Genomic DNA, 20,203 nt, shown 5'->3' with positions numbered 1-20,203 from the left:
TTCCCTCCTTAATTTTCCGACGCATAACTCAGAGGCGGAAAATTAAACACAGACATAGACAGTTCATCATCCGGCAATAGCAGCTCCGGGTACATGACACCAGATAACACGGCAACATCGTAAATTTGATCTATGTTGCCTTCAAAGCGCACAAATCCAACAACTGAGTGATCGGTCAAATTAATACACCAGATACCGCTTTGAGACTCCTCAAGTTGTTGCGCAATTGGCGCTGGTTCAGCAACTGAGCTAAAGCGAGTTTTTGACAGCCCCACAAACATCAAGGGGCCAAAAAAATCCATTCCTCGGGTAAAACCCGCTAGCTTGACCACATCGACCACTTCATTCGTACGCGGATCATAGCGGCGTACCAAGCCATGACCTGACTCGCAAAAATATACATATCCGTTGTAACAGCGCGGTGAATGCGGCATCGTCAAATTGGAAAATATCTGCTCACCGGTTTTGATGTTAATCAGTGTTCCCTGATCCTTGGCACCATCGCGCCAGGATCTTGCTGTGTCGGACTGATTAAATGTAGTGACATAGGCTGGCTCGCCATCCAACAATGCCATCCCATTCAAATGGCAACGATCCTCAGGTGCAAGCGCAGAAATAAAATCCGGCTTCCAGCGCGGCACAAAGCTATAGTCCGGTTCAAGAGTGGCGAGGCAAGAAAAAGCACTATTAGTCACCCACAAACCTTTATTGCCGTAGGCGATATCATGAATATTAATTAAGCCAGTGGTATGACAGGCACTTGCCACATAACAAGCATCTGCATGCGGGTCATCAAGCAGCGCCAATGCATCATCGCTACGTCGAAATCGCCACACCTGATTCAAGGTACCCAGAGTGATTTGTTGCGGCGTCACAGAGATGCCCATGGGGCGCACAAAATTTTTGAAGTTAACATCAATTTGGATACCATTTGAACGTACAAAAAACAATCTGTGCGCCTGATAACTCGTGACGACTAATGAAAGCTTCAATCCAGCCAATATGCCGGGAAAGTTACCGCTTGAATGACAAGAAAAGTCCAACTCATCAATGGCTGATTTATCATGATCCTGTTCTGGTAAAACGGTTTGTTGATCCATGCCTATTCCAGTATTTGAGTTAGCTTGTGTTGTATTTGCGTCAGGTTTAATGACTGATCTGCACCGATTAGCAAGGCTATATAACCAGATACGATAACTGAAGAGAGCGAACTCCCCAGAAAATAACTGTAGCCTCCATTTTCATCAGTACTAATCGTTTTTTGTCCGTAAGCCCAAATATCAACAGCGGGTCCGTAATTGCTAAATATCAATGGCTTTCCTTTTGCATTGCTTGCACCCACCACAATCGCACTGCCAATACTTGCTTCGTGCATTCCCGACGTGATCAATTTACTCTGGTTGCCAGCCGCAAATACCACTGCAATACCCTTCCCTTCACGGCCATAGCCTGCCAGTTCATCAACGACATCCTGCACCGGTTCCATCAACCACTCACTGTGCCAACTGCAGTTAATGACATCAGCCTTAGCAAGATAAGCAATATAGAAAGCCCGCAATGTATTGCTTGTCCAAGTATCCAACTGGCTGATTCCAACAAATTTGGCGTTGGGCACCAAGCCTTCGGGTTCATGCTGATTATGTTCGCCAAATAAAATGCCCAATACTTTAGTGCCGTGTTTTGCTGATACCTGTTTTTTTTTCTCATCACTTATTTGCATTAATTCTCGTGCGGCAAAATCGTAGTAAATGCTGGTATTGAGATGTGCAAACTCCGAGTGTCGCAACATAAAACCATCATCAATTACTGCTACCGTTACCCCAGCACCGCCATTACTCGGCCATACAGATTCCTGTTGAGCACGCTCAAGATAAACGGGTAATCCCACGGCGAGAATGGGTGCACCAGCAAACTCAGTATCAACAAACTCAGCGGTTGCCCTTTTCTGTTGTAAGTCCGGTTGTACCAAAAGAATAGAAGGCAAGGCCTGTAATTTTCTTAATGCGGCAAAAGACTCTTCTTCTCGGGCAAAAGCAATCAAAAAGTAGCGTGTCTCTGTTAACAAAAATACATCCGTAATTTCTGTTGCATTAGGTATTAATACTGCCAATTCAGCAGCTGTGACGGCGCGAGCAGTCTTTACTATAAGACGCGGCGCAAACTGCACTTCAAACGATGAACCGCGCAGTTTGTACAGTCCATTTTTTTGTAAATGAAAATCTACTGATACCGAAAAATTCATGAAAGAAATAGATTCTACTTTTGCCAAAGCCACTACTGGAAAAAAACAAAAAAACAGGAGCAGAACTTTTATTACATTGTTCATAGTGCAATCACCAAGGGAAGGGAGCCATAGTGATGACTCCTTTTTAAGCACTGGATTAATTGCGCGCAGGGTACTCACCCTGCAAAGCAATACAAAAGCCCAATGTCAAAAAGGGTTGTGCGTTTGGATGTGATGAACCGGAACCTGAGCTACCAATACAATTGGGTGACAAACTTGTGTCGGGTGTAGTTGTGCCTGGCAGCATGTAAAACAGATTTTCAGTGCCTCCCCCACCTCCGTCAGCAGCTAAGTATAAATTGTTCGCTGGAATCGATTGATCACCCAACATAGTTTTACCACTCAACGTATGGGTGTGAGCAGGAATGGTGCCATAGGTAAGTGTCACATCGGCTTCACCTTTAAACTCACCAATCACAACCTGCGTTAAACCTGGACCTTGCCCGGTACCAATCGGCGCCGCACTTCGAAAATCAGGTAGATTAAACATGGTCGTGCCATTGCCACCAAACGCAATACCAATCACTGAAAACAATACGGCATTTTGCTGTATCGCAATTGCCTGCCCATTACAATACGCCCAGCCGTATGGTGCATATGTATTTGCCATCATTCTAATTTCGCCAACAAATGGATCAGCCATGTGGAAACTCCTTCATTGTTAATAGGGCTTAGTTTCTGGATGGGAATATGCCGTTAAGACAAATAATGTAACTAATGCCGAGCGACGGCATGATGTTATCGTGGGGCAGGCTTCCGCCAGTTTGTACAACCGAGTTTGCTGCCAACACCGCAGGCTGATTAGTACCATTCGCTGCGACATAAATCTTGTCGCCATCGGTTTGGGCAGCAAATACCCCATTAGCGGGTGACGATGCAGTTGCAGCATCTGCCGTTGTATTAAAAGCATGATTGTGCGCAGGGAGTTGATTGGTCACCAGGCTCACACTTTCATTGCCGAAACTCTGCCCGATAATTCGATTGGTTAACCCCGGCCCCTGCCCTTGCCCCACCGGCAAACGACCACGCAAATCTGGAATACCAAAGGTATTCATACCATCGCCACCGTAAACGGTACCAATCAATGCAAATAGTGCCTCGTACTGACTGATTGGCAACAAAGAACCGTCACACAGGTGCCAATTCACAGGAGCGAAATTTCCACCAAATATGCGGACCTCGCCGATAAATGCTTCACTCATCGTAATCTCCTTTAAATTCGCCTTTAGTGCTTGTCGCGACTAGTTGCGCGAAGGGAATATGCCTTGCACGGCAATACAGAAATTTATCGCCAGTGATGGCTGGCAGTTTTGGTGAGCCGCGCCCGCGCCCTGTACGCTGACAACATCGGTAGCTAATGGAACCTGAGTAGCAGGATTATATGGAGCATAAACGTGTGAAGGTTGCCCGTTTTGTTTGTTGAGACCTGCACCAATAATATCGTTAGCCAAAGGTTTAACTGTGCCAGAAACGGTTGATGCTGCCACTAGGTGATTGTGTGCGGGCATTTGTGATTGTGTTAGGGACACATTTTCGGTTCCACCCACGGCGCCTATTTTAAAAGTTGAATAGCTTGGTGAATTTCGATCGCTAACACCCACATGCACTGGCGCGCGGCCACGTAAATCCGGCAGTGCGAAGGTAGTTGTACCATTGCCTCCGAACTGCACACCGAGTAAGGCAAATAGCGCATTATTTTGTGCAATAGACATCAAGCTGCCATCGCACTTCGCCCAACCTTTGGGTGCCCACTCAAAACTAAACATTCTAATCTCACTCAAAAATGGTTCCATTGCACTCTCCTTTTATCTTTTCACGACTCGGGTTAGGATTAACTTTTACATTACAACAGCCCGCATCATTAACTAGGATCAATCCATGACTGACTTGCAAACCAGAGTGCAACTCCGACTTTATCAGCAGAGCGATCTCCCTTTTTTATTACAACTTTATGCATCCAGCAGAGAGCACGAACTAACACAAGCTCCTTTTTCTCCAGAGCAAAAAGCCGCTTTTTTAACACAGCAGTTTTCGGCACAACTACATCACTACACCACACACTACTGCACCGAACGATTTGATATTATTCTTGTAAATCACACTGCGGCGGGTCGTTTATTTATTGATCATTGGACAACCGAAATTCGCATTGTCGATATCTGCCTATTACCTGAGTACCAACGACAGAAAATAGGTACTTATTTATTTCAATCACTCTTTGCACAAGCACAGCAACTGCAAAAACCAATTACCATTCACGTTGAACAACACAACCCTGCTCGTCGATGGTACGAAAAACTTGGTTTCAAATATAAAAGCACAGCAAATGAGGTATATCTGCTCATGGAGTGGCAGCCTTAATCGACTCTTCGATTAAATACAATTTCATATTCCAACTGACTTTTAGGGCTTATAAATAAAGTTTCAGCCCCTAATGCTGGATGCTCAAACAAATAACTACCTTGAGGGACCCGAATATTTTCCTGCCCTAACAGATAGAGTGCAAAGGCCTCCCATTCTGGAACTCTTTGTACACCTTGTTCGACACTATGAATAACCAATTGAAGACGACTGCCTTGAGAGTCAGTCAATGTGATATGTTCGCCTAATAAAGCGATTAAATTATTGATAGTATATAGTTTCATTTCCCATCCCTGAGTAAAAACTTTAATATCATTGATGTTTTTTAATCCATAAATAACTAAGTAAAGCTAGTTTATCTCTCGATAAAAAACAAGAGAATGTTAATTTTCAGTTTAAAAAAAGTAATGATATGACCGCGTGCAATAACGATAGATCTGTTGCCTTTGAATAACAGTAAAAAAACTTTGCTTAGATGGTGAATCAGCTATAAAGGGTTGCGTGGCTGTTTTAGAGTGTATTAACTGACATTGTTCGACTTGGCTGCACTCTTCTTTAGAGAGAGCCAACGAAAACCAGTTTGCGATTTTATTCGCTATTGCGGGTAACAACTCTTGATAATCCACGACCATCACTTGGTTGCGCTGACTCATCTCTAATCCATAACCCAATAACAAGCGCAATACCTTACATTGATAATCCAGTATCGACTCCCCCTCCTCTGGTACTGATAATTCAAGGAATAAAGGTCGAGACGGTTGTCGCACCATATGATATCCAGCAGACTTTTGCTGTGAGGCTAAGATCTCGACGGGGTCCCTAAGTAGCAATAACACGGGAACTTGAGGATAAAGTGATAGGATCAATGGCCAAAACTGCAAATCCCACGCATTCCATTTAATCAACAAATGCTGTTCAGGATGAAACAACTGACCTTGGGTATTAATGCAAAATATTAAAGCCGCACGTCTTTCAGTGTCTGATAGGATCATATCCAATAGCACTTGAGTCAGCAAAGGCGATTCAGATAACGCCCTGCATTTAGATAACCCCGCAAAACTGCGCGACACTAAAGTAGATCCACAGCGAGAGAGGTGAAATATAAATCCGGCAGGCTGCACTTGTTCTACTAGCCCTGAAAGATTTGGCGCTGGTAACAGAGCTGTTTGAGGTTTGATCAAGGCGGACAATAACTGACCCCGCACGGCAGAAATATGCTCCGAGTAGAAAGGATGAATCGGTTTTTCTGCGGCGGACATCCACTCTAACACTCTGCGTTTAGGGTCATAGTCTGCTGGCGCCCAAAACTGGCAGAAGAGTGAATAATCCGGCTCTATCCTTTGTCGATTACCAGTATGCAAGATGGCCAGTAACGTATCATCGCCACAGTCTGGTAAGTGCCAAAAAAGCCGCAAATATTGGCAAAAGTTGGTGAGAGTCATAACCTTGCCAAGCTCCCTCAGGGCGGTTGGATTATGAACTAACAACCAATAGCGTTGCTGCTGTTCATGAATATCAATCATTAGCTGGCCATTGGGTAGAAGTTAATGTACTGCACCATGCGTGGTAACACGCCTCGATTTGGTGTCGGTCCATGGGGCAAGGCATGGTGCCAAATGATTAAATCCCCTGCACTCGCGGCGATAGGTTTAATCGGCCACTCGTCCCAATGCTGTTGCTGCAACTCTATATCAGTCTTGTTTTGTTCCTGTAACCAAGTTTCTATTTTGAGGTGAAAACCGGGTACACAGCAAAATGCCCCTTGCTCGGCAGGGGTATCCGTAAGATAAATCAATCCTTGAGTTCCAAATGGCACAGGTAGTTGCAGTGGCATATCCCAATGCATATTTGGGCCAGGAAACTGCCAAGTGGGCGTTTCTGGGGGATTAAAACTCACTCGGTCAGTCGTCATCACTAAATCGGTACGCTGCCACAACTGTTCAAACACTTGACGGATTTTGGGGATTTGTCGATTCGCATCTAATTGCGGGTGGCGAAATAGTTGCAGCATGATTTTTTGCATCAATTCATGGGACTGATACCAGGTTGATGGATCATTTTCATTCGCGCTAAGCTGTTGCCAAATCACGGCTCGACTCGCCGCGCATTGCGCTTTAGACAAGACTTGCGGGATGACGAGATAACCTTCCCGTTGCCAAAACGTAAGCTGAGCATCGGTAAGAACCGTAGGTAAACCAAAAGCATCCGCTATGTCGGTGACGACGCTTTGTTGCTCGCCTTCGGATAAGGTGCGCAATCGTTGATTGATGCCATCAATATCCGCTGCGGTCAACTTGGTCGCTCGCTGAATAAATGCTTCAAAATCAATCTGATTATCATATCGATAGAGCGCCTTCATCCCAGGCTCTAACCCTATGCCACAAAGATCCAGCAGCGCTTTGTCTAGGCTCCATTCACTTACTGGCGCCGAGTAACACTGCCCTCGTTTTTGCAACTGGCATTTTTGCCATAGACGTTGCAAATGGAAAATCCCTAAACAGCTCAGATCCTCACTGGCGGCGAGCTCCAATTTATACTCTTGGTATTGGAAGACAAAATCAGGATGCTCGCCCTGCTGGTAGCTAAAGTCCAATCTACCCAATGGCTTAAGCCATAGTGATTTCTTATATTGGCTTAAGGTGAGTTGGGACTGGTTCTCGGCTAATACATGCTCACCATATACTCGAATTTGAGTCGTCAGTTTTAGGTTCACAGGTTGGGGAGTATAGCTTGGCAGTAATAAACTGCCGCTCAACAAATAGTCATCACCCTGAGCAAGCAAACGCGCGTTGGGTAAATCAAGGCTAAATAAGGGCCCCAGATAAGTTAGTGGTTTGTCCTTAATTTCGAGCCATGCATCCAGCTCAATCAACTCAGGGAGCAGGCAACCATCTGGTTTTAGAAAAGCTTGCAGATGCGTAAAAATTTGCACCTGCGGCTCCTGTTGCAGTAAGTGCTTCATGGTTTCAGATACAATTAAATCAAAGTCTTGCCCCGATATAGGCTGCCAACACGTCGCATCGGCACAGATCAGCATTTCCACACGGTCAGCTACGCCAAAATGCGCTAGCAGCTTAGCCACCTTATCTAACGAAGCTTGATGAATATCGAGCAAGGTTACCCGCACTTGCTCGGCCGTAAATAACGGCAATAAGGCTAAGATTAACCAAGCGAAAGGTCCGGTGCCTGCGTAGAGTATTTGCACAGGACAATCCGGCTTGGCCGCGAGCTTATCCTGTATCGCTTGATGAATTCCCTGAATAAATACCCGACTTCGTGCAGGATCTTCCGCACATTGCGCTGCGGTTGTAGGTGACACCGCTTTGCCAAAAGCCGTAATACTCGCCTCTGTATCGAGAAAAAATGCTGGATGTAGCACCAATCCCGTCAATTGGCATAACTGCGCCAATATTGGATCGATAAGCCGCTTTGCCTCTCCCGCTGAATGGGATTGCAGTAGCGCGTGTGCAAACTGCGTCAATTCAATACGTTCCCTGTTCTGCCTGATATCAGGCTTTAATCTTTGCGCCATGGATTAACTCCCTTAACCATGAATTGACTTTACAATCGATCACCAAATTGATTCTGGCGCTCGATCCTTTGTTGGCAACCCAATGGGATTGATCAGCATTGATATACCAAAGCTCCCCTGCCTGCATCGGCACCCTTTGATCATTCACATAAAAATAAAGCTGATCATGGGTTTGTAAGGGCAAATGTAATCTAGCCTCACCCTGTTCAAGGGATAATCCTTGATCCCGATGGGGTTTAATTTCAGCGCCAGCGTGTAAGCGCATAAAGCGCACGGACTTGACGGGGCAAGCAAGTGATTGGATAAAATCCAGTAATGTGGGACTCGACTCAAGCGCAGGCAAATTATCCCATTCATTGGCAGCACTAATGGAAAAGGCTTGTAAAATGGGATGGGCGGCGTGGTATTCCTCGGCACAGCGTAGTGCTAACACATCCCAACCGCCCTGAGAACCCGAGTGATAATCACGCTGGTTAATATGTGGCAACCACTCATGCTGCAACAAAGGAGTAAGTTCTTGCTGTAAACTAATGGTATTCGGGACTTGAGCAAGCAAGGCGAAAGAGCAGATATCCATATCCAAGTGTCTTATTTTAGACAAAAAATCCATTTACCAAGCCTAGCACAAAGTGTCAGGCTGGCAAGGTAGACAGATTTAATCCTAAGTAGCCACTCACTCAGGCCAATTTTATAAAACAGGAAATCCCATGTTTGACTGGAAGACAATTGATACAGTACTGCTCGATATGGACGGCACCCTACTCGATTTGCACTTCGACAACCATTTTTGGTTAAGTCTTGTACCGCAGGAACTGAGCAGGCAACGTGGACTGAGCCAAGACCAAGCGCACAAATTAGTCGTTGAATCCTATAGCAAAGTTGCGGGAACATTGAACTGGTATTGCATCGATTATTGGCAAACTGAATTGCAGCTCGACATTATGGGATTACATCGCACCTTAGTTGACCGTATTCAGCTGCGCCAAGACAGCATGCCCTTTCTTGACGCCCTCAAAGCGGCAGGAAAAAAACGCATCTTAGTCACCAATGCGCACCCTAAAAGTCTTGCCCTTAAGCTTGAACATACAGAACTTGGGAGCGGTTTGGATGCAATGATTTCGAGCCATGAAACGGGTTACCCGAAAGAGCATCCGCAATTTTGGCAAACACTGTTTAAGCAATTTGCGTTAGTACCTGAGCATTGTCTGTTTATTGATGATAGTGAACCCATTTTAAATGCAGCGCGCTTAGCTGGCGTGGGGCATCAGCTTGGGATCAGCAATCCCGATAGCCAAAAACCTGCCAAAACCTTCAATGATTTTCCGGCCATTAGCGACTATCGTGTATTGCTTAACGATCTCACAAGTTAACCCTCGGAATAGAAAAGGCACCCAAGGTGCCTTTATCAAATATCACATTTGGGGGTAGATTAAAGCCCCGGGATACGTCCCTGATAAACAATAGGGAAGTATCCATCCTCTGCGCGCTTGCCGAGAATGCTCAGAGATTTACGCATATCTTCCGGCTGCTCGTTAGTCTCCTTGATCTTAGCGGCAACCTTAACCATATTGCCTTCGTCTAACTGTAGCGTGCCAATAATCCCCAACTGGTTTTTGCTCTCATCGGTGGCGAGCTGGGCTTTACCCTCAACACAACTCAGCCCCAACTCGATATTACCCAGTGGATAATTGCCGAATTGGTTCTTCACATTAGTTTGATTTAAAAACAACTTGCCCGATAACTGCTCGCACCAAGGTTTACCTTGCTTGAGGGTTTCAACCAGCAAGCTGACTTCACCGTTAATTTCGGTCCTAAAGGGCAGTTTTGCATTGCCAATCAAGAAGCTATCGGGCGCTTCAAAGCGTAATCCTTGGGCGCTGACACCACCCATCGACCAAGTGATTAACCCTTTGGCACTCACGGGGGTTGCACGGCTACCCACTTGAAAATCAAGCGTTACTTTACCTAAAAATAACGACCAAGGGCTGAGCTCCCAACGCACTTGCTCCAGCTGACGCTGCTGAATATTCAAGGTTTCAATGCTGCCCGACCAAATACTGCCGCTCACCCCAGAAATCCCCACATTCGCAGGGAGTGGTGCGAGGCGCACAGCCACACTGGCGGGAAATAACACCACAAGAAACACGATATAAACCAGTACACCAATAATGATCTTTTTTATCAGACTCACAGCTACACCTTAATCTATTGCGCTAGTTGGATACGTCTCACTTTGACATAGCCTGGCGCGTCGGCCTCAGCCAAATCAACACTCTCAAGTGATAGGCCTTTTTTCTGCACTAAGTCACTCAAATAATTGAGCAGGGCATCGAATGGCACATCATCCATCCACACTTGGATTTTATCGCCCTGGGGCTGCATGCGAGTGATCACTAAGCCGTAACTGCCCGCTGTTTGGTTGACGACCGAACTTAAACTGCCGCTCATTGTCGGTTTAGCACCGCTTTGTTTTAAGCCAGCAATTTTGTTCGCGGTTTGTTTTACATACGTCAGGGTTTGCTGCTGCGCCGTTAAGTTGCGTAGCGCATTGGCTTCGGCATTGGCAATGGGTGTCCAGATGCCCCAGTAAAACACACCGATCACTAAGAATACGGCGCCAAAACCTACGATCTGCTGCTCGCGCGACGCAAGCCCTTGCCACCAAGCCCGCAAATTATCCATCTTATTTGCTCCTCAAGGTTAAGGTACTGGTGACCTGATCTTCACCGCTATTCATTGTGCCGCCATCCATTTGGAAACGACGACCAACAATTTCTTTAAACTTCTCAATTTGCGCGTAATTTTTAGCCGTGACCTGCATACGGATTTCATTACGGGCGCTCTCAAATCGTAAGCTATTGGGCTTTAGCTCTGGCACTTGTTTAAAGGCGTCTTGCAAACCTGCAAGCATAGAAAAAAACTCAGCACCACTGCCTTGGCCTTGGAGCGACCGTAGTTGGCTCTCCATCTGCGAGCGTAAATTCACAATACGTGTATTACCCGGCACCACTTGCTGATAAATGGCTTCACTCTGCGCTTTAAGATCGGCGATTTGGCCATTGACTTGATGAATGGTTAAGCCTTTATTCACGAGCGACAACACAATGGCAACGGCTAATACAATGGCCGCATTCTTCCATTGCAACAAGTGCTTACTGTACTCACGCTTAGGCGTATAAACCCCAGAGAGTAAGTTGATCGGCGCATGTAAAATGCCGCGCGCCAGCACCAACATAGGTAAATCCAGCGGCTGCGGCTTAAGCTCAACGCCGTCTAATTGCATCTCACTATAACTGGCGACCGACAGCTCCTCAGCTTGGGCTGTCAGTTGCTTCATCGCCACTGGCAACCAAGGTAAGGGTAAACTGTGGCCCGTTCCTAAACCCGTTCGCAGCAATAACTCATTGCCAAAACGCATTGCCGCCCATTGGCATTCCTGCAATGGCAAGGCTAGGCAATCGGGCACGATACGCTTCACTTTTAAGCCCGCGTCGGCCAAACAGCTGAGCCAAGTTTGCATTTGCTCATGGGCGACGGCCACTACGCTGAGGGCATCGCCATTGCGTGGTCCAACGGTAAAATGCATCGCATCTACATCATCGGCGATGGATTCTTCCAACATAAAAGGCAGCGCTTTCAAGGCTTGACGCTGACCTTTTTCAGGCAGGTTGACACTGGTGAGCGTCATCGCGGAAGCTGGCACCAGTACGTCAATGGGGCGATTGCCCGCGCGCTCAGTTAAGGTTGATAAACCTTGGGCATTGGCCAGTTCACCAGAGGCGATAATTTCTTGTTCTTGTTCGGACCAAACCAACCAAGAACAAGCCTGCTCTGCGGTTCTGCCTAAGCGAATAAATAGCCGTTCACTCACAGTTTTTCTCCACCAGCTTCAACCTTAAGGGATTGAGCTTGTTTGCTATTATTTTTGTCCACCAAACTGACGGGTGAGCACATCCATTTTGTTACCGCTGCCCTTTTTGAGCACACTCTCCATCCTAAAAATGGCGTTGTCGACTTTAGCGCCTGAGGCGAGGAGGAAATATTGACTGTCGATAACAAAAGTCGACTTCATCGCATCTTCCCATTTAATCGACCCCATTGAGGAGGATTCGTAAAAATCATCAATCTTGGCAAAACCATCGCCGGGTCGCTGATTGATCACGCTTTCAGCCTCACCGACGGAAATCTGATTATCCACCATAGCCGCCAGCAGCGCTGCTTGCTCGACATCTATGGTGTTGACATTCAGCAGTTGCCTGTCACTCCCAGGGATCACGCAAATATAGGGCAACAATTTCAGATAAATATCCTGCGTGTATCCCATTACTGCCCGCAGCTCACTCCGATGATTCATTAGGGTGTTGGCCGCACGGTAAGGCACATGGCGCGCTTCGTACTCGGCATCTTCAGCGCCATACGGACTCGCAACCGTATCTTCATCGATATAATCTTTTAGGGTTTGGGTGAGATGATCCGCGGTAAAATCATCCATTCCTAAACTCACTAATAATGCTTTGTATTGCTTGGCCGCCAAGGGCAATTTAGGTTGACCGTTTTCCACATCTTTTGTGGTGACAGACAAAGCATTTAAGTTAAAACACGAACGCATATCGGAGATCTTGCCAGCAATCTCGCCATATTCTGCCGGAAACACCACATCACTCATGGCCCAATATTGCTGCTTGTGCACTCGACCTTCTGAATCATCTAAATCCTGCTTGAGGATTTTCTTCGCTAGCTCTTCGGCAGAAATCGCATACCAGTAAGCCTGATCATACTGAGCCAAGTTTAAGGTTCGGCGCATCGACAGTTGATTGCGACTGGTAATATTGGTGGCGATAATCACCACCATGGCCACAATCAGTAGCACCACAATCAATGCGACTCCACGTTGTTTAGCAGGACTTTGCCTTATCATGCGCCATCCTCATTTTCTGGGTCACCTTTGCCGGGATCTTCTTCCCCGTTGCCTGAACCATCCCCGTTATTGTCCGAATCGCCGTTGTCTTCTTTATTATCTTCAGTGTTCTCGTCTTTGTTGCCTTCTTCCTTAGATTTTTCTGGCGCCGCTGCGCCCAGAGGCAACATAAACTTACGCTGGATTTTGCCTAAACCTTCAATCTCAATTTCCATCGCAATGGCTTTAGGTAACTTAGTTGCCTCGACCTTTCGCTCCCACTTATCTTCCATAAAGAAGGAATATTCGACTGACAGCACCTTGTCGATAATCACCGTCTTAATTGGCTCTGCGCCAAATTCTGGCTCAGGGTAAGGAAAATACCAGCGCTCTAATTTTCCCTCACGCACCACGTAGGCCACTGACTGCAAACTACCACGGGGCAATAAACCGTCAGGGTTAAGCCAGCCTAGGCGATAAAACACCAAAGCCTCGGATTCCGAATCTAAAATGTCATTACCCGTTTGGAACACTGTTGTTCCACGCCCACCTTCAAGTAATCTGGGGGTACGGGCAACCATCTGTCCTAAATCGCGCTCAATCGCACCAAAGCCCTGCTGTAACGCCTTTAATCGGGTCGAGAAGTTTTTTGTCACTTCATCGTTGGTCAGTACCGTGCTTAATACCGCATTGGCCGCTAACCCCAACATGGCAAAAATCGCAATTGCGATCAGCATTTCGAGCAGGGTAAACCCTCGGTGAGCATTAGTTCGTTTTGAGGACATAACTACTCACTTGTGCAGCAATACGCTGATAACGCTCATCTTCGCTGACACTAATGCGGATCATCCGAAAGTTATCGTCTGTGGTTTTCACCACCTCTTTACGCCAGTACCAATCCTTACCCGCCAGTTCTACTTGACCTTCTTTTTTGCCGATTTCCGGAAATTGAGGATCAAGCCTAGCATCGACCATTTGATTGTCTGCTACCCACTGGGCCAGAGTGCGCGACTCCAGAATCGGCATATTCGCCATTTGCTCACTCAAGCTTTTAGTGATGGAAACGGCGGCAACAGCAAACACAGCTAACGCCACGATCACTTCGAGTAACGTCATTCCCCTAGCGTATTTCATCGGGTCGCCCTAGGGTTAAACGGCCAAGGGCATCACCCACGACTAATACGTCGAGCGGCCCTTTATCTGTCTTAGTGATAAAACTCAGCTCAAAAGCGCTCATTTCACCGCTTGGGAACAGCAAAATCTGTGGCTCTGGGTGCTTTTTCTTATCTTCGCTTGAGGGCTCGATTAAGGGTTCTTCAAACCAAGATTCGTCTTGCTCGTCCTCTTGAACGAGTGGCAAACCATCGAGCACTAAATTGATGACGACACCGGGTTCCATTTGTTTCTCGGACAAAATTCTGTCCTTCTCCAATGGATTCCATTTACCATCCTTATAAAAAACAAACTGATAGCTTGTTTTTTCCACCACGATTCCGATAAATTGGCCGCTTAATACGGTTTCATCGAGCACTAACTCTGTGGCGGCAATAAATTGCTGCGCAGTCTTTTCCAGCGCCTGTTGTGGCCCTGAATTGCCAATAGACATAGTCACCCCAGCAGCGGTGAGTCCCATTAACAAAATCACCAGCATCACCTCCATTAAGGTGAAGCCGGCGTGGCGCAGCATTAACATCTTATTGGAAATTCTGTAAGTTCCAGTTACCGATATCGTCTTCGGTACCTGGCTGACTATCAGGGCCTGCGCTGAAGATATCTAACTTGCTGTTTTCGCCAGGGCTTAACAGTAAGTAGTTATTACGCCATGGATCCTGCGGTAAACGCTTCACATAACCTTCTTCACGGTAATTACGTGGCTCGGGTGAAATAGTAGGTTTTTGCACTAAGGCCTCTAAACCTTGTTCAGTCGTTGGATACACACCGTTATCTAACTTGTACATATCTAAGGCATTTTCGAGCGCGACTATGTCAGATACCGCCTTTTGTTGGTCAGCTTTATCTTTGTTGCCCATCAGGTTTGGCACCACCATAGACGCCAAAATACCGAGGATAACAATCACCACCATCACTTCGAGTAAGGTAAAACCTTTGTGCTTTTTGTTCATTTGCATCGACTACATCTCCTAAAAAACCAGCACCATTCTCTGTATTATTACTGAGAGGCAACATCCCATAAATTCAAAAACTAGCCACTAATCAAATTGTTCAGTGCCAAGATAGGTTGCAGAATGGCCATAACGATAAAGAGTACAACCCCCGCCATGCTCACCACTAACATGGGTTCGAATACGCCGAGGGCGAGCGTAACATTACTCTCGAACTCCCGATCTTGGTTATCTGCCGCGCGCTCAAGCATATCTTCGAGCTGACCACTCTTCTCCCCCGAGGCGATCATATATAACATCATCGCCGGAAACAGCTTAGTGTTAGTCAACGCAGTGCTTAAGCTAGTTCCTTCCCGTACGCGCGCCGTGGCATCATCCACCGCCGCACGCACGCGCATATTTTGCAACACTTCACTGGCAATGCGCATCCCATCTAACAAGGGCACAGAACTGGCAGATAAAATACTTAAGGTTCGGGCAAATCGCGCGGTATTTAATCCCTTACTCACTCGGCCAATCACCGGCATTTTCAGTAAAAATGTATGGAATTTCATTTTGAAAATCGGTGACTTGAGTAAACGCTGGAACACCACCAGCAAAATACCCAGAACCAAGACCACAAGCAGGCCGTAATTTTGCACAAAGTCAGAGGCTGCAATTAAAAAGCGGGTGGTGGCGGGTAACTCTGCTCCCATATGTTCAAATTGCCCAACCACTTTAGGCACCACAGCCGCTAACAATACAGACACCACACCAATGGCGACAAGTGTCAGCATAATGGGGTAAATCATCGCCTGTTGCAGTTTAGATTTAAGCTGCTGACGACGTTCGGTGTAATCGGCTAAACGATTAAGTACCACTTCCAAGTGACCGGATTTTTCTCCCGAGGCCACCATCGCGCGGTACAAGTCATCGAAAATATGCGGAAATTCGGCTAAGGAATCGGCCAGACTATAGCCTTCAACAACGCGTGAGCGCACCGCCATGATCATACTGGCCAGACGGTCTTTCTCACACTGCTGCCCGACTGCTTTAAGGGATTCCTCAATCGGCAACCCCGCAGCCACTAAGGTGGCGATTTGACGGGTGATCAGCGCGAGTTCAGCGACCGAGATTCCCCGCTTAAATAAAGCAAAGCCACTGCTTTTGGCCTTGGCTTCTTTTTCAGTAACCGGCAGAATGTCCAGCGGCATCAAGCGTTGATCGCGCAGCTGGCTGCGGGCGTGTCTGGCGGTATCCGCTTCGATCACGCCTTTAAGCTGCTTTCCTTTGGCGTCCAGCGCCTTATATTCAAATGCTGGCATGGCTTACTCCTCGCGGGTCACCCTCAAGACTTCTTCCAGAGTAGTGATACCTAAAAGCACTTTACTCATGCCATCATGGCGAATACTCGGTACCGACTGACGGATATATTTCTCAATCGCCAGTTCGCCACGGCCACCGTGAATAAGCTCGCGCACATTATCATCGACAAGCAATAGCTCGTGGATGCCGGTACGACCACGGTAACCACTACCGCCACAGGCTTTACAGCCGTTGGCACGATAAATATGGCGTGGATCATCAGCAGTAATCCCAAGTAGCTCACGTTCACGTTCATCGGGCGTATGCTCTGTCTTACATTTTGGACAGAGGGTACGGATTAAACGCTGGGCCAATACGCCGAGCAAGCTCGATGACACCAAAAATGGCTCAACACCCATGTCCTGCAAACGGGTAATCGCGCCCGAAGCGGTGTTAGTGTGAAGAGTCGAAATCACTAAGTGGCCAGTCAAAGATGCCTGCACCGCAATTTGCGCAGTTTCAAGGTCACGGATTTCCCCAATCATCACCACATCGGGGTCTTGACGCAAAATCGCCCGTAGACCACGGGCAAAGGTCATATCCGCCTTAGTGTTAACTTGAGTTTGGCCGATGCCTTCTAACTCGTATTCGATGGGATCTTCAACAGTTAAGATATTGGTATCTTTAGAGTTAATCTCAGTAAGCCCGGCATACAGCGTGGTACTCTTACCCGAACCCGTAGGACCGGTTACCAAGATAATACCGTGGGGACGACGAATAAGCTCATCGAACTTGGCTCGGATACTGTCCGTCATACCCAGTTGTTTTAAATCCAGATTACCGGCGTTTTTATCGAGTAAACGCAGCACCACCCGTTCACCGTGGCTCGATGGCATGGTCGATACCCGCACGTCCACCGCGCGGCCCGCAATCCGCAGCGAAATACGGCCGTCCTGGGGAACACGCTTCTCGGCGATATCGAGGCGCGCCATAACCTTAATCCGCGACACCAATAAAGATGACAGTTTACGGTTTGGCTTGAGCACTTCTTTGAGCACACCGTCGATGCGGAATCGCACCACCAGTTGTTTCTCATAGGTTTCGATATGAATATCCGAGGCTTCTTCTTTAATCGCCTCAGATAACAAGGCGTTAATCAGCTTAATGATCGGGGCATCATCGTCACCTTCGAGCAGGTCCTCGGTTTGTGGCAACTCTTCAGCGAGGGTGAATAAATCCATCTCGTTGCCAATATCTTCCATCAGCTGTTGTGCTTCGGAGGAATTAGCTTGGTATGCCTGAGTGAGTTTGACCTCAAACTTATTCGGCTCGAGCAACACCAAAGGTAAATCCACCCCTGAATAGCGGCGTGCCTCGAGCATAGCCGCTAATGGGGTGTGGGCGGTATAAAACAGGTTCAAGGCACCATCATCGCCATAGGCTAAAATCACCTGATGGCGATGGGCAAAGGCAAAAGGTAAACGCTCTTTGCTGCTGGAGCGAAATACCTCATCACCTTCGGCTTCAAGACCTAGTTCATTGGAAACTAAGCTTAAATCCTCGACTTGGGATACTTGTATTTCACTCATTGTGTTTTATCTTTGTTTTTGTTTTCATCCAACGACTTGAGGGTCGGGTCAGTTTTACGCATCTGAGTCTCTAACCCTTTGCCTTCTTTGTAACGCTCTAAAATATCGTTCACTTCAGGTGGCAAGTACTCAGACTGGTTCCACTCATCTAATACCGGCACTTTAGTATCAGGCATTAAATTGACACCACGCTCTTGCTGTTCAAGCTGCAACGCTCTGAAATAGTTATATTTGCGACCCGCGATACCTTCCATCGTCACACCATCACGGATGATGGTGGGCTTGATGAAGATCATCAGGTTTTTCTTGGTCTTCTTGCTAGAAGAGGATTTGAATAAGTGTCCGAGTATCGGAATATCACCAAGGAATGGCACTTTCTGGATACTTTCTTGGACTTCTTCGTTAATCAAACCACCGAGTACCACGATTTGGCCTGAATCGGCCATAACAGTGGTAGTTAACCGGCGTGTCGCGAAGGAAATATCCACCCCAGTGTTACCGTTTACGCCGGAGACTTCCTGCTCAATGGCGAGTTTAACCGCGTTGCCTTCGTTAATCTGTGGCACCACTTTTAACTTCACCCCAACCTCTTTACGCTCAACGGTTTGGAATGGGTTACTGTTGTTTGAACTGGCGGTAGAACCCGTCAGAATGGGCACTTCGTCACCGACGATGAAGGAAGCTTCTTGGTTATCTAAGGTGGTAATCGAAGGCGTTGCCAGTACGTTTGAGTTGGTATCGGCGGAGACCGCTTGTACTAAGGCACCAAAGTCACCCATGGCAACGCCCCATGCCATACCATTCACTTTACCTAAGGCCTGCGCCAATAAGGTCACATCACCCTTGGTTTTGGGGTTTTGGCCAATCACCTCACCCGTGCTCGGGTTCGTAATGTAAGTACCTTCTTTATCCTGCGCCTGCCAAATACCCGCGCCAATTTCACCAATAGTTGGGCCTAAGTTATTAAACTGAGTACCACCACCAGCTTTGGCGGCCCATTGCACACCAAAGCCCACGTTATCGCCTTCGGCGACTTCCACGATAATGGCTTCTACGAGTACCTGAGCACGACGAATATCGAGTTGGTTGATGACGCTCTCAATGGTGCGCATTTGGTCCGGCTCAGCACTGATCACTAATGCGTTAGTGTCGGTGTGGGCCATAATATTAATTTCATTACGACGTTTACCACCACCTGCAGCTTGAGCGCTCGGATCTTTTTCGCTTTCGAGCTTCTGCGCAAAGCCAGTTAACACTTCAACTAAGTCTTCGGCCTTGGCATAACGTAAATAACGTACCTTAGTGTTACCCGTGCTGGCTTGTTCAGCATCGAGACGGTGGATCAACTCAACCACACGTTGGCGGCTCTTTTCGTCACCACTCACGACGACAGCGTTAATCCGCTCATCGGCCACCACTTTGGGCGCTTGACCTGGAAGCTGCGATTGGTTAGCGGTTGCGCGGTACAGAGTATCGATAATTCGTACCATTTCACCGGCAGAGGCATATTCGAGCGGCACTACTTGTACAGAGGTATCACCCTGTTTATCGACTCGGCGAATGATTTCCACTAGCTTGTTTACGACCGCAGCGCGACCAGACAGCATCAGCACGTTTGAAGGGTCGTAGTTAACAACGTTTCCACCACCAGCGTTATCGTTTAACTGACGTAATAACGGCGCTAATTGCTTAGCCTCTGTGTTATACAGCGCCACGATACGGGTAACCATTTCATCACCCAGACCTGGGTCATTGTCATTGGCAACACGAATCGCTGCCGTTTTCGCATCTTTATCTTTGATGACTTTGATAACGTTATTTTCCATCTCGACGATGGCATAACCGTACACTTGCAGCACGTTGAGGAAAAATTGATAGTATTGCTCATCATTGAGTAGATCATAGCTGCGAACGTTGATCTTGCCGCGAATTGTTGGGTCAACGATAATGGTTTTATTCAGATTTTTACCAACAATATTGATAAATTCTTGAATATCTGTGCCCTTAAAGTTGGCCGCATATTGTTCAGACCAAACAAATTGCGAGGTCAGCATGGTGGCGCCCGCCACAACTCCAGCAATCAGTTTGCGTCGAATCCGTTTGTTATTCATTATTTTTCTTTCCCCTAACGCG

The 20,203-nt window shown here is 47.1% G+C and carries 22 protein-coding genes; 2 read left to right on the top strand and 20 right to left on the bottom strand.

The features are described 5' to 3' along the window. Nucleotides 1-8 precede the first annotated feature (8 nt). Genes SO_RS00870 through SO_RS00850 form a run of 5 tightly spaced genes read right to left on the bottom strand, consistent with a single transcriptional unit; the run spans nt 9 to nt 4,077 of the window. A complete protein-coding gene (locus SO_RS00870) occupies nt 9-1,100 on the bottom strand; it encodes a TIGR03032 family protein (RefSeq protein WP_011070584.1) in 1,092 nt (363 codons plus the stop codon). A gap of 2 nt (nt 1,101-1,102) precedes the next feature. Then, a complete protein-coding gene (locus tag SO_RS00865) occupies nt 1,103-2,326 on the bottom strand; it encodes a S8 family peptidase (RefSeq protein WP_011070583.1) in 1,224 nt (407 codons plus the stop codon). A 55-nt stretch (nt 2,327-2,381) separates the two neighbouring features. After that, nucleotides 2,382-2,927, bottom strand: coding sequence for a phage tail protein (locus SO_RS00860; protein ID WP_011070582.1), 546 nt, complete (start codon nt 2,925-2,927; stop codon nt 2,382-2,384). A 28-nt stretch (nt 2,928-2,955) separates the two neighbouring features. Continuing rightward, nucleotides 2,956-3,486, bottom strand: a complete 531-nt coding sequence (locus SO_RS00855; RefSeq protein ID WP_011070581.1) for a phage tail protein — start codon at nt 3,484-3,486, stop codon at nt 2,956-2,958. Nucleotides 3,487-3,525: 39 nt separating this feature from the next. Continuing rightward, nucleotides 3,526-4,077: a phage tail protein gene (locus tag SO_RS00850; protein ID WP_011070580.1), complete on the bottom strand. Its 552-nt coding sequence runs from the start codon at nt 4,075-4,077 to the stop codon at nt 3,526-3,528. An 85-nt stretch (nt 4,078-4,162) separates the two neighbouring features. Between SO_RS00850 and SO_RS00845 the strand changes: the two genes are divergently transcribed. Continuing rightward, nucleotides 4,163-4,645, top strand: coding sequence for a GNAT family N-acetyltransferase (locus SO_RS00845; RefSeq protein WP_011070579.1), 483 nt, complete (start codon nt 4,163-4,165; stop codon nt 4,643-4,645). On the opposite strand, the gene SO_RS00840 is transcribed toward SO_RS00845, so the two are convergent. From SO_RS00840 to SO_RS00825, 4 genes are all read right to left on the bottom strand, one after another. Beyond that, nucleotides 4,642-4,929, bottom strand: a complete 288-nt coding sequence (locus tag SO_RS00840) for a DUF6916 family protein (protein ID WP_011070578.1) — start codon at nt 4,927-4,929, stop codon at nt 4,642-4,644. The genes SO_RS00845 and SO_RS00840 overlap by 4 nt on opposite strands. A gap of 111 nt (nt 4,930-5,040) precedes the next feature. Continuing rightward, nucleotides 5,041-6,168, bottom strand: a complete 1,128-nt coding sequence (locus tag SO_RS00835) for a sulfotransferase family protein (RefSeq protein ID WP_011070577.1) — start codon at nt 6,166-6,168, stop codon at nt 5,041-5,043. Beyond that, entirely contained in the window at nt 6,168-8,177 is a 2,010-nt protein-coding gene (locus tag SO_RS00830; RefSeq protein ID WP_011070576.1) for a phytanoyl-CoA dioxygenase family protein, read from the bottom strand. The genes SO_RS00835 and SO_RS00830 overlap by 1 nt, the downstream gene beginning before the upstream one ends. Beyond that, nucleotides 8,155-8,754 (bottom strand): aspartyl/asparaginyl beta-hydroxylase domain-containing protein, encoded by a 600-nt coding sequence (locus tag SO_RS00825; protein WP_164925807.1) that lies wholly within the window; start codon nt 8,752-8,754, stop codon nt 8,155-8,157. Before SO_RS00825 ends, SO_RS00830 begins: the two co-directional genes overlap by 23 nt. Nucleotides 8,755-8,884: 130 nt before the next feature. Between SO_RS00825 and yrfG the strand changes: the two genes are divergently transcribed. Further along, nucleotides 8,885-9,547, top strand: coding sequence for a GMP/IMP nucleotidase (yrfG, locus tag SO_RS00820; RefSeq protein ID WP_011070574.1), 663 nt, complete (start codon nt 8,885-8,887; stop codon nt 9,545-9,547). Between the two features lie 59 nt (nt 9,548-9,606). Here the strand turns inward: yrfG and SO_RS00815 are convergent, their stop codons facing one another. From SO_RS00815 to gspD, 11 genes are all read right to left on the bottom strand, one after another. Next, nucleotides 9,607-10,368 carry a type II secretion system protein N gene (locus tag SO_RS00815; protein WP_011070573.1) on the bottom strand — a complete coding sequence of 254 codons (762 nt, stop codon included), beginning with the start codon at nt 10,366-10,368 and terminating at the stop codon, nt 9,607-9,609. A 14-nt stretch (nt 10,369-10,382) separates the two neighbouring features. Next, complete coding sequence (locus SO_RS00810) at nt 10,383-10,859, bottom strand: type II secretion system protein M (RefSeq protein ID WP_011070572.1); 477 nt, start codon at nt 10,857-10,859, stop codon at nt 10,383-10,385. A 1-nt stretch (nt 10,860) separates the two neighbouring features. Then, nucleotides 10,861-12,048, bottom strand: coding sequence for a type II secretion system protein GspL (gspL, locus tag SO_RS00805; RefSeq protein ID WP_011070571.1), 1,188 nt, complete (start codon nt 12,046-12,048; stop codon nt 10,861-10,863). 48 nt (nt 12,049-12,096) lie between these two features. Further along, the gene (gene gspK, locus SO_RS00800) at nt 12,097-13,095 is read right to left on the bottom strand and encodes a type II secretion system minor pseudopilin GspK (protein WP_011070570.1); all 999 of its coding nucleotides are present in this window, start codon (nt 13,093-13,095) and stop codon (nt 12,097-12,099) included. Next, nucleotides 13,092-13,859, bottom strand: a complete 768-nt coding sequence (gspJ, locus tag SO_RS00795; RefSeq protein WP_011070569.1) for a type II secretion system minor pseudopilin GspJ — start codon at nt 13,857-13,859, stop codon at nt 13,092-13,094. Before gspJ ends, gspK begins: the two co-directional genes overlap by 4 nt. Beyond that, entirely contained in the window at nt 13,840-14,208 is a 369-nt protein-coding gene (gene gspI / locus SO_RS00790; RefSeq protein WP_011070568.1) for a type II secretion system minor pseudopilin GspI, read from the bottom strand. Before gspI ends, gspJ begins: the two co-directional genes overlap by 20 nt. Beyond that, nucleotides 14,195-14,767, bottom strand: a complete 573-nt coding sequence (gspH, locus tag SO_RS00785; RefSeq protein WP_011070567.1) for a type II secretion system minor pseudopilin GspH — start codon at nt 14,765-14,767, stop codon at nt 14,195-14,197. The genes gspI and gspH overlap by 14 nt, the downstream gene beginning before the upstream one ends. A gap of 1 nt (nt 14,768) precedes the next feature. Further along, the gene (gspG, locus tag SO_RS00780; RefSeq protein ID WP_011070566.1) at nt 14,769-15,203 is read right to left on the bottom strand and encodes a type II secretion system major pseudopilin GspG; all 435 of its coding nucleotides are present in this window, start codon (nt 15,201-15,203) and stop codon (nt 14,769-14,771) included. 74 nt (nt 15,204-15,277) lie between these two features. After that, the gene (gene gspF / locus SO_RS00775; RefSeq protein WP_011070565.1) at nt 15,278-16,501 is read right to left on the bottom strand and encodes a type II secretion system inner membrane protein GspF; all 1,224 of its coding nucleotides are present in this window, start codon (nt 16,499-16,501) and stop codon (nt 15,278-15,280) included. A gap of 3 nt (nt 16,502-16,504) precedes the next feature. Continuing rightward, nucleotides 16,505-18,070 (bottom strand): type II secretion system ATPase GspE, encoded by a 1,566-nt coding sequence (gspE, locus tag SO_RS00770; protein ID WP_011070564.1) that lies wholly within the window; start codon nt 18,068-18,070, stop codon nt 16,505-16,507. Then, nucleotides 18,067-20,181 carry a type II secretion system secretin GspD gene (gspD, locus tag SO_RS00765; protein WP_011070563.1) on the bottom strand — a complete coding sequence of 705 codons (2,115 nt, stop codon included), beginning with the start codon at nt 20,179-20,181 and terminating at the stop codon, nt 18,067-18,069. Before gspD ends, gspE begins: the two co-directional genes overlap by 4 nt. Between the last annotated feature and the right edge of the window lie 22 nt (nt 20,182-20,203).

It is taken from the genome of Shewanella oneidensis MR-1, from assembly GCF_000146165.2.
In the GTDB taxonomy this organism is placed as follows: domain Bacteria; phylum Pseudomonadota; class Gammaproteobacteria; order Enterobacterales; family Shewanellaceae; genus Shewanella; species Shewanella oneidensis.
This window is presented reverse-complemented; position numbering and strand designations above follow the sequence as displayed.

What these genes read in the sequence shown, in the direction of transcription:
- SO_RS00870 (WP_011070584.1), bottom strand. Translation starts at nt 1,100, where the DNA reads ATGGATCAACAAACCGTTTTACCAGAACAGGATCATGATAAATCAGCC.
- SO_RS00865 (WP_011070583.1), bottom strand. Translation starts at nt 2,326, where the DNA reads ATGAACAATGTAATAAAAGTTCTGCTCCTGTTTTTTTGTTTTTTTCCA.
- SO_RS00860 (WP_011070582.1), bottom strand. Translation starts at nt 2,927, where the DNA reads ATGGCTGATCCATTTGTTGGCGAAATTAGAATGATGGCAAATACATAT.
- SO_RS00855 (WP_011070581.1), bottom strand. Translation starts at nt 3,486, where the DNA reads ATGAGTGAAGCATTTATCGGCGAGGTCCGCATATTTGGTGGAAATTTC.
- SO_RS00850 (WP_011070580.1), bottom strand. Translation starts at nt 4,077, where the DNA reads ATGGAACCATTTTTGAGTGAGATTAGAATGTTTAGTTTTGAGTGGGCA.
- SO_RS00845 (WP_011070579.1), top strand. Translation starts at nt 4,163, where the DNA reads ATGACTGACTTGCAAACCAGAGTGCAACTCCGACTTTATCAGCAGAGC.
- SO_RS00840 (WP_011070578.1), bottom strand. Translation starts at nt 4,929, where the DNA reads ATGAAACTATATACTATCAATAATTTAATCGCTTTATTAGGCGAACAT.
- SO_RS00835 (WP_011070577.1), bottom strand. Translation starts at nt 6,168, where the DNA reads ATGATTGATATTCATGAACAGCAGCAACGCTATTGGTTGTTAGTTCAT.
- SO_RS00830 (WP_011070576.1), bottom strand. Translation starts at nt 8,177, where the DNA reads ATGGCGCAAAGATTAAAGCCTGATATCAGGCAGAACAGGGAACGTATT.
- SO_RS00825 (WP_164925807.1), bottom strand. Translation starts at nt 8,754, where the DNA reads ATGGATATCTGCTCTTTCGCCTTGCTTGCTCAAGTCCCGAATACCATT.
- yrfG (WP_011070574.1), top strand. Translation starts at nt 8,885, where the DNA reads ATGTTTGACTGGAAGACAATTGATACAGTACTGCTCGATATGGACGGC.
- SO_RS00810 (WP_011070572.1), bottom strand. Translation starts at nt 10,859, where the DNA reads ATGGATAATTTGCGGGCTTGGTGGCAAGGGCTTGCGTCGCGCGAGCAG.
- gspK (WP_011070570.1), bottom strand. Translation starts at nt 13,095, where the DNA reads ATGATAAGGCAAAGTCCTGCTAAACAACGTGGAGTCGCATTGATTGTG.
- gspJ (WP_011070569.1), bottom strand. Translation starts at nt 13,859, where the DNA reads ATGTCCTCAAAACGAACTAATGCTCACCGAGGGTTTACCCTGCTCGAA.
- gspI (WP_011070568.1), bottom strand. Translation starts at nt 14,208, where the DNA reads ATGAAATACGCTAGGGGAATGACGTTACTCGAAGTGATCGTGGCGTTA.
- gspH (WP_011070567.1), bottom strand. Translation starts at nt 14,767, where the DNA reads ATGTTAATGCTGCGCCACGCCGGCTTCACCTTAATGGAGGTGATGCTG.
- gspG (WP_011070566.1), bottom strand. Translation starts at nt 15,203, where the DNA reads ATGCAAATGAACAAAAAGCACAAAGGTTTTACCTTACTCGAAGTGATG.
- gspF (WP_011070565.1), bottom strand. Translation starts at nt 16,501, where the DNA reads ATGCCAGCATTTGAATATAAGGCGCTGGACGCCAAAGGAAAGCAGCTT.
- gspE (WP_011070564.1), bottom strand. Translation starts at nt 18,070, where the DNA reads ATGAGTGAAATACAAGTATCCCAAGTCGAGGATTTAAGCTTAGTTTCC.
- gspD (WP_011070563.1), bottom strand. Translation starts at nt 20,181, where the DNA reads ATGAATAACAAACGGATTCGACGCAAACTGATTGCTGGAGTTGTGGCG.